At 74.3% G+C, this 6945-nt stretch carries 6 protein-coding genes; 1 reads left to right on the plus strand and 5 read right to left on the minus strand.

Annotation, left to right across the window (positions count from 1 at the left end; all coding sequences use genetic code 11):
* Positions 1-68 precede the first annotated feature (68 nt).
* From IEZ11_RS14465 to IEZ11_RS14485, 5 genes are read right to left on the minus strand one after another with little or no spacing between them, the layout of a single operon-like run.
* Positions 69-866, minus strand: a complete 798-nt coding sequence (locus IEZ11_RS14465) for a type III pantothenate kinase (protein WP_189263137.1) — start codon at positions 864-866, stop codon at positions 69-71.
* A gap of 4 nt (positions 867-870) precedes the next feature.
* The gene (nadC, locus tag IEZ11_RS14470) at positions 871-1848 is read right to left on the minus strand and encodes a carboxylating nicotinate-nucleotide diphosphorylase (RefSeq protein ID WP_189263138.1); all 978 of its coding nucleotides are present in this window, start codon (positions 1846-1848) and stop codon (positions 871-873) included.
* A gap of 5 nt (positions 1849-1853) precedes the next feature.
* Complete coding sequence (locus tag IEZ11_RS14475) at positions 1854-3599, minus strand: L-aspartate oxidase (protein WP_189263139.1); 1746 nt, start codon at positions 3597-3599, stop codon at positions 1854-1856.
* Entirely contained in the window at positions 3596-4597 is a 1002-nt protein-coding gene (gene panC, locus IEZ11_RS14480) for a pantoate--beta-alanine ligase (protein WP_189263140.1), read from the minus strand. Before panC ends, IEZ11_RS14475 begins: the two co-directional genes overlap by 4 nt.
* Complete coding sequence (locus tag IEZ11_RS14485) at positions 4594-5559, minus strand: Rossmann-like and DUF2520 domain-containing protein (RefSeq protein WP_189263141.1); 966 nt, start codon at positions 5557-5559, stop codon at positions 4594-4596. The genes panC and IEZ11_RS14485 overlap by 4 nt, the downstream gene beginning before the upstream one ends.
* Positions 5560-5732: 173 nt before the next feature.
* Between IEZ11_RS14485 and IEZ11_RS14490 the strand changes: the two genes are divergently transcribed.
* A complete protein-coding gene (locus IEZ11_RS14490; RefSeq protein ID WP_189263142.1) occupies positions 5733-6926 on the plus strand; it encodes a threonine aldolase family protein in 1194 nt (397 codons plus the stop codon).
* Positions 6927-6945: the final 19 nt, after the last annotated feature.

The raw sequence follows: 6945 nt of genomic DNA on the forward strand, positions 1-6945 counted from the left end.
GCCCCCTGGAAGGACGGGACGGGTAGGGGCGGCGGGGGCGAAGAACCCTCCCCGACCCCACCCGCCGCTCACATCCGCGACACGTTCCGCTCGTACACCAGCCGCAGACCCACCAGCGTCAGCCACGGCTCGTGCTCGTCGATCACCGACGACTCGCCCAGCACCATCGGCGCCAACCCACCCGTCGCGATCACCGTCACGTCGTCGGGATCGTCGGCGAGCTCCCGCGCCATCCGCCCGACCACCCCGTCGACCTGCCCGGCGAACCCGTACACGATGCCCGCCTGCATGGCCTCCACCGTGTTCTTCCCGATCACGCTCCGCGGCCGGGCCACCTCGATCTTCCGCAGCTGCGCGCCCTTGACCCCGAGCGCCTCCACGGAGATCTCGATACCGGGCGCGATCACACCGCCCACGTACTCCCCGCGCGCGGACACCGCGTCGAAGGTCGTGGCCGTACCGAAGTCGACGACGATCGCCGGTCCCCCGTACAGCTCGACGGCGGCGACCGCGTTGATGATCCGGTCGGCACCGACCTCCTTGGGGTTGTCAGTGAGGATCGGCACCCCGGTCTTCACCCCGGGCTCCACCAGCACCGCCGGGACGTCGCCGTAGTAGCGCCGCGTCACCTCGCGCAGCTCGTGCAGCACGGACGGCACGGTCGCGCAGATCGCGATCCCGTCGATGCCGTCGCCGAGCTCGTCGCCGAGCAGCGGGTGCATGCCCATCAGGCCCTGGAGCAGCACCGCCAGCTCGTCGGCGGTACGGCGGGCGTCCGTCGAGATGCGCCAGTGCTCGACGATGTCCTCGCCGTCGAAGAGGCCGAGGACGGTGTGGGTGTTGCCGACGTCGATGGTGAGGAGCATGGGGTCACTCCGCCTCGCGCAGATCCAGGCCGATGTCCAGGATCGGCGAGGAGTGGGTGAGGGCGCCGACGGCCAGGAAGTCCACGCCCGTGTCGGCGTAGGCCCGCGCGTTGTCCAGCGTGAGCCGCCCGGACGCCTCCAGGAGCGCGCGCCCGTCGACGATCGCGACGGCCTCCTCGCACTCCATCGGCGTGAAGTTGTCCAGCAGGATCAGGTCGGCGCCCGCGTCGACGACCTCGCGCAGCTGGTGCAGGGTGTCGACCTCGACCTCGATCGCCAGCTCCGGGAAGGCCTCGCGGACGGCCTTGAAGGCCTGCGCGACGCCACCGGCCGCGACCACGTGGTTGTCCTTGACCAGGGCCGCGTCGGAGAGCGACATGCGGTGGTTGACGCCGCCGCCGCTGCGCACCGCGAACTTCTCCAGGGAGCGCAGCCCCGGAGTGGTCTTGCGGGTGTCCCGCACGCGCGTGGCCGTGCCCTCCAGCTCGTCCGCCCACGCGCGCGTGGCGGTCGCGATGCCGGAGAGGCGGTTCAGGATGTTGAGGGCGCTGCGCTCGGCGGTGAGCAGGTCGCGGGTGCGGGTGGTGATCGACAGCAGCCGCTGCCCGGCCTCGACCCGGTCGCCGTCCTCGACGTGCCGCTCGACCTCGAACTCGTCGGTGCAGACCACGGAGACCACGGCCTCGGCGACCCTCAGGCCCGCGACGACACCGGCCTCGCGCGCGACGAAGTCGCCGGTGGCCACGGCCTCCTCGGGGATCGTCGCGACGGTCGTCACGTCCACGCCGTTGTCCAGGTCCTCCTGGACGGCCACGTTGGCGATGTCCTCGACCTCGACGGGGTCGAGGCCGGCGGCGGCCAGCAGTTCGGCGAGCGCGGGGTCGAGCCCGCACTCCAGGTACTCCTCGTCGCCCCCGGCGCCACAGGCACAGCCGTCGCCGCAGCCGCCGCCGTCGGCGAGGGGAAGGTCGTTGGTGCTCACGTCTGTCACTGCTCCTGGTGTGGCTGGTGGGGCCGGGTAGGGGGGAAGTCTGCGGTGTCGGTGGTGCCCACGGCCAGCGTGCGGTCGGGATTCAGCCGTACGACGATGTGGCGCTCCCACCGGGCGTCGTCGCGGTCGGCGTGGTCCTCGCGCCAGTGGCAGCCGCGGGTCTCCTCGCGGCGGAGGGCCGCCTCGACGAGCACCCGCGCGACGCACAGGAGGTTGGTGGCCTCCCAGGTGTCGACGCCGGGCTCGGCGGTCTTGCCGTTCTCGTCCAGGGCGTCACGGGCGTCCGTGTGCAGCCGCTGGAGCTGTCCGGCGGCCCTGGCGAGGGACTCCTCGGAGCGCAGCACGCCGGCGCCCTCGGTCATGATCCGCTGGATGGCGAAGCGGTTCTCCGGGGCGAGCAGCGGGTGCGCGGGCTTCTCGGGGTGCGGGACCGGTGCGGGCACGCGTGCGGGCAGGCCGTGCTCCGCGCGGGCCGCCGTGATGTCGGCGGCGATGCGCTCGGCGTAGACGAGGCCTTCGAGGAGGGAGTTGGAGGCGAGCCGGTTCGCGCCGTGCACGCCGGTGCAGGCGACCTCGCCGCACGCGTAGAGCCCGGGGACGGTGGTGCGGCCTCGCGCGTCGGTGCGCACGCCCCCGGAGGCGTAGTGGGCGGCCGGCGCTATCGGGATGGGCTCGGTGACCGGGTCGATGCCGTTGGCCCGGCAGGCGGCCAGGATGGTCGGGAAGCGGTGCTCCCACATGTCGGCGCCGAAGTGCCGGGCGTCGAGGTACATGTGCTCGGCGTCCTGCTCCTGCATCCGCCGCATGATGCCCTTGGCCACGATGTCCCGGGGCGCCAGCTCCGCCAGTTCGTGCCGGCCCACCATGAAGCGGGTGCCGTCCGCGTCGACCAGGTACGCGCCCTCGCCGCGGACCGCCTCGGAGACCAGCGGCTGCTGGCCCTCGGCGTCGGGGCCGAGGAAGAGCACGGTCGGGTGGAACTGCACGAATTCGAGGTCGCTGACCTCCGCGCCGGCGCGCAGCGCCAGGGCCACGCCGTCGCCGGTGGACACCGACGGGTTGGTGGTCGCGGAGAAGACCTGGCCCATGCCGCCGGTCGCGAGGACGACCGCCGGGGCGTGCACGGCGCCCACGCCGTCGTGCTGGCCCTCGCCCATGACGTGCAGGGTGACACCGGCCGTACGGCCTTCGGCGTCGGTCAGCAGGTCCAGGACCAGCGCGTTCTCGAAGGTGCGCAGCCCACGCGCGCGTACCGCCTCCACCAGGGCCCGGGAGACCTCGGCGCCGGTGGCGTCGCCGCCCGCGTGCGCGATCCGGCGCCGGTGGTGGCCGCCCTCGCGGGTGAGGTCGAGGCCGCCCTCGGAGGACTCGTCGAAGATGGCGCCGGTGTCGATGAGCCGCCGTACCGCGCCGGGGCCCTCGGTGACGAGGATCCGTACGGCGTCCTCGTCGCAGAGTCCGACGCCGGCCACCAGGGTGTCCCCGAGGTGCTGTTCGGGGGTGTCGCCCTCGCCGAGGGCCGCGGCGATGCCGCCCTGCGCCCAGCGGGTGGAGCCGTCGTCCAGGCGGGCCTTGGTGACGACGACCGTGGTGAGCCCGGCGGCCTGGCAGCGCAGGGCCGCGGTCAGCCCGGCCACCCCGGACCCGACGACGACCACGTCCGCCGAGATGCTCCACCCGGGCGCGGGCGCGTGCAGCCGTATGCCGGTGGTGGTGCCTGTGCTGGTGCCTGTGCTGGTCACGAGGCGGCTCCGAAGGATCCGAAGGTGAGCGGAAGGTTGTCGATCAGCCGGGTCGTCCCGACCCGGGCGGCGACGGCGAGGACGGCCTCTCCGGTGAAGTCGTCGTCGATCTCGGTGAAGTCGGACGGGTCGACCAGGGCGAGGTAGTCCAGTGCGAGGGGCGGGTCGTGGTGGACCGCGTCGTCCAGGACCTGGCGGGCGGCCGCGCGGACCGCCGCGGCGGCGTTCGGCACGGCCTTGGCGACGGCGTGCGCGTCGGCGGCCGCGCGGGATTCGCCTATGGCGCTGAGCGCCTCGGCGCGCGCCCGCGTGGACGGCACCTCGCGCGCCCGCGCACGCAGCGCCTCCTGTGCCGCGTGCCGGTCGCGGCCCGCGAACAGCGCGCGGGACAGCGCGAGCGCCGTGCGCCGTTCGTCGGCCGACAGGTAGCGGTTGCGGCTGGACATCGCGAGCCCGTCGGGCTCGCGCACGGTCGGTACGCCGACGATCTCGATGCCGAAGTTCAGGTCGCGCACCATCCGCCGGATCACGGCCAGCTGCTGGGCGTCCTTCTGCCCGAACAGGGCCACGTCGGGGCGGGTGAGGTGCAGCAGCTTGGCGACGACGGTCAGGACACCGTCGAAGTGCCCGGGGCGGGAGGCGCCCTCCAGGAGCGTGCCCATCGGCCCCGCGGTGACCCGCACCTGGGGCCGCCCGCCCGGGTAGACCTCGTCGGCGGACGGGGCGAACACGGCGTCCGCGCCCGCCTGTTCCGCGATCTTGAGGTCGGCGTCCAGGGTGCGCGGGTAGCGGTCGAGGTCCTCGCCGGCGCCGAACTGGAGCGGGTTGACGAACACCGTGACGACGACCTCGCCGTCCGGGCCGGCGATCTCGCGCGCGGCGCGGACCAGGGTGGCGTGGCCCTCGTGCAGGGCGCCCATGGTCATCACGACGGCACGGCGGCCGTGCCGTACGCGCGCGTGCAGTTCCCCGGCGGTGCGCAGCAGGGCGGTGCTCATCGGGGGCTCCCCTCGGTGCCGTCGGTGCCGTCGATGCCGGTCGTACCGGTCGGGCCGTCGGCGCTGTTCGCGAGGACGCCGAGCAGGTCCTCGGCGAGCTCCGGCTTGAGCAGGCCGTGCGCGAGCGCCCGGTCGGCCGTCGCGCGGGCCATCGCCAGGTAGCCGTCGACGGCCTGCGGGGCGTGCCTGCGCAACTCAGTGACGTGCGCGGCGACGGTGCCCGCGTCCCCGCGCGCGACCGGCCCGGTCAGTGCCGCGTCGCCGGAGCGCAGGGCGTTGTCCAGGGCCGCGCCGAGGAGCGGGCCGAGCATCCGGTCGGGGGCCTCGACACCGGCGGTGCGCAGCAGCTCCATGGACTGGGCGACCAGGGTGACCAGGTGGTTGGCGCCGAGGGCGAGGGCCGCGTGGTAGAGCGGGCGGTTCTCCTCGGAGATCCACTCCGGCTCGCCGCCCATCTCGATGACCAGGGCCTCGGCGGCCAGCCGCAGCTCCTCTGGCGCGGTCACCCCGAACGAGCAGCCCGCCAGCCGCTGCACGTCCACCGGCGTCCCGGTGAAGGTCATCGCCGGGTGCAGGGCCAGCGGCAGCGCGCCCGCGCGCAGGGCCGGGTCCAGGACCTTCGCGCCGTACCGTCCGGAGGTGTGCACGAGCAGCTGGCCGGGCCGTACGGCGCCGGTCTCGGCGAGGCCGGTGACCAGGCCGGGCAGGGCGTCGTCGGGGACGGTCAGCAGGACCAGGTCGGCGCGGAGCAGGACCTCGGCGGGGGGTACCAGCGGGACGTCGGGGAGCATCGCCTCGGCGCGCCGCCGGGAGGCGTCGGAGACCCCGGAGACGGCCACCGGACGGTGCCCGGCGAGTTGCAGGGACGCGGCCAGCGCGGGGCCCACCCGGCCGGCGCCGACGACGCCGACGGTGAGCCGCGCGGGGCGGTCGCCGGGGTCTGGCTGTTGGACTGTACTCACGCGAGGGTGGCCTTCCCGTTCCAGTCCGCTCTGGGTACCGGACGATTTCTCGTCATGTTAACGCTATCCGGTCCGGGGCCGATCGGTCGTCCACAGGCTGTGGGTATCCCGTCACACCGGCCCCGGGGAAAATGCCGGGCACCCGGCCGGCGCGCCACGGCATCATCCACCGCATGAGTGAAACGGCGACGGCCCAGGACGAGCAGCCGGCGGAACCCCTGCCGGCGGAAGAACGGATGCGACGGCGACGCGCCGACGCCTACCGGCAGGCAACCCGCGTCCTGGCGCGCACCGGCCTGCGGGCCTCGCTCCGCGAGCGGCTCGCGGGGCTCCGGGAGGCGGCCCCCGAGGTGTACGACCTGGACGAGCCGTCGGACCTCTACGGCAACGGCGTCGTCGAGGCCCTGGAGCGGCGCGTCGCGGCTCTGCTGGGCACGGAGGCCGCCGCGTTCTTCCCGACCGGCACGATGGCCCAGCAGGTCGCCCTGCGCTGCTGGGCGGCCCGCACCGGCAGCCCCACGGTCGCCCTGCACGCCCTCGCCCACCCCGAGGTGCACGAGCGCGACGCCTTGCGCGAGGTGGCCGGCCTGCGCACGGTCCGCGTCACCGGCGAGCCCCGGCTCCCGACCGCCCAGGAGATACGCGACTTCGCGGAGCCCTTCGGCACGCTGATGCTGGAGCTGCCCCTCAGGGACGCCGGTTTCGTCCTGCCCTCCTGGGAGGAGCTCACGGAGCTGGTGGAGGCGGCGCGGGAACGCGACGCGGTGGTGCACTTCGACGGCGCACGCCTGTGGGAGTCCACCGTCCGCTTCGGCCGCTCCCTGCCGGAGATCGCGGACCTGGCGGACAGCGTCTACGTGTCGTTCTACAAGTCCCTCGACGGCATCGGCGGTGCCGCGCTGGCCGGCCCGAGGTCCCTGGTCGAGGAGGCGAGGACCTGGCGCCACCGCTACGGCGGCATGGTCTTCCAGCAGTTCCCGACGGCGCTCGCGGCCCTGATCGGCCTGGAGCGCGAACTGCCCCGCCTCCCGGACTACGTCCGCCACGCGCGTGTGGTCGCCGCGGCGCTGCGCGAGGGCTTCGCCGGGGCGGGCGTCCCCTGGGCCCGGGTCCACCCGGAGGAACCGCACACCCACCAGTTCCAGGTCTGGCTGCCGTACGACGCCGACGTACTGCTGGAGACGGCGGTACGCCAGGCCGAGGAGACCAACACCTACCTCTTCACCGGCTTCTGGGGCACGAAGGGCCCGGGGCTGTCGATGACGGAGGTGACGGTGGCGGCGACGGGCCTGGAGTGGACGGCGGAGGACGTACGGGCGGCGGTGGCGGACTTTGCCGGGCGGCTGCCGAAGGGCGCCCGTTCTTGAGCGCCCCGCTCTGAAGCGC

It is taken from the genome of Streptomyces fuscichromogenes (assembly GCF_014645815.1).
In the GTDB taxonomy this organism is placed as follows: domain Bacteria; phylum Actinomycetota; class Actinomycetes; order Streptomycetales; family Streptomycetaceae; genus Streptomyces; species Streptomyces fuscichromogenes.

Coding starts and splice junctions, on each gene's coding strand:
- IEZ11_RS14465 (WP_189263137.1), bottom strand. CDS start 866: ATGCTCCTCACCATCGACGTCGGCAACACCCACACCGTCCTCGGCCTC.
- panC (WP_189263140.1), bottom strand. CDS start 4,597: ATGAGCACCGCCCTGCTGCGCACCGCCGGGGAACTGCACGCGCGCGTA.
- IEZ11_RS14490 (WP_189263142.1), top strand. CDS start 5,733: ATGAGTGAAACGGCGACGGCCCAGGACGAGCAGCCGGCGGAACCCCTG.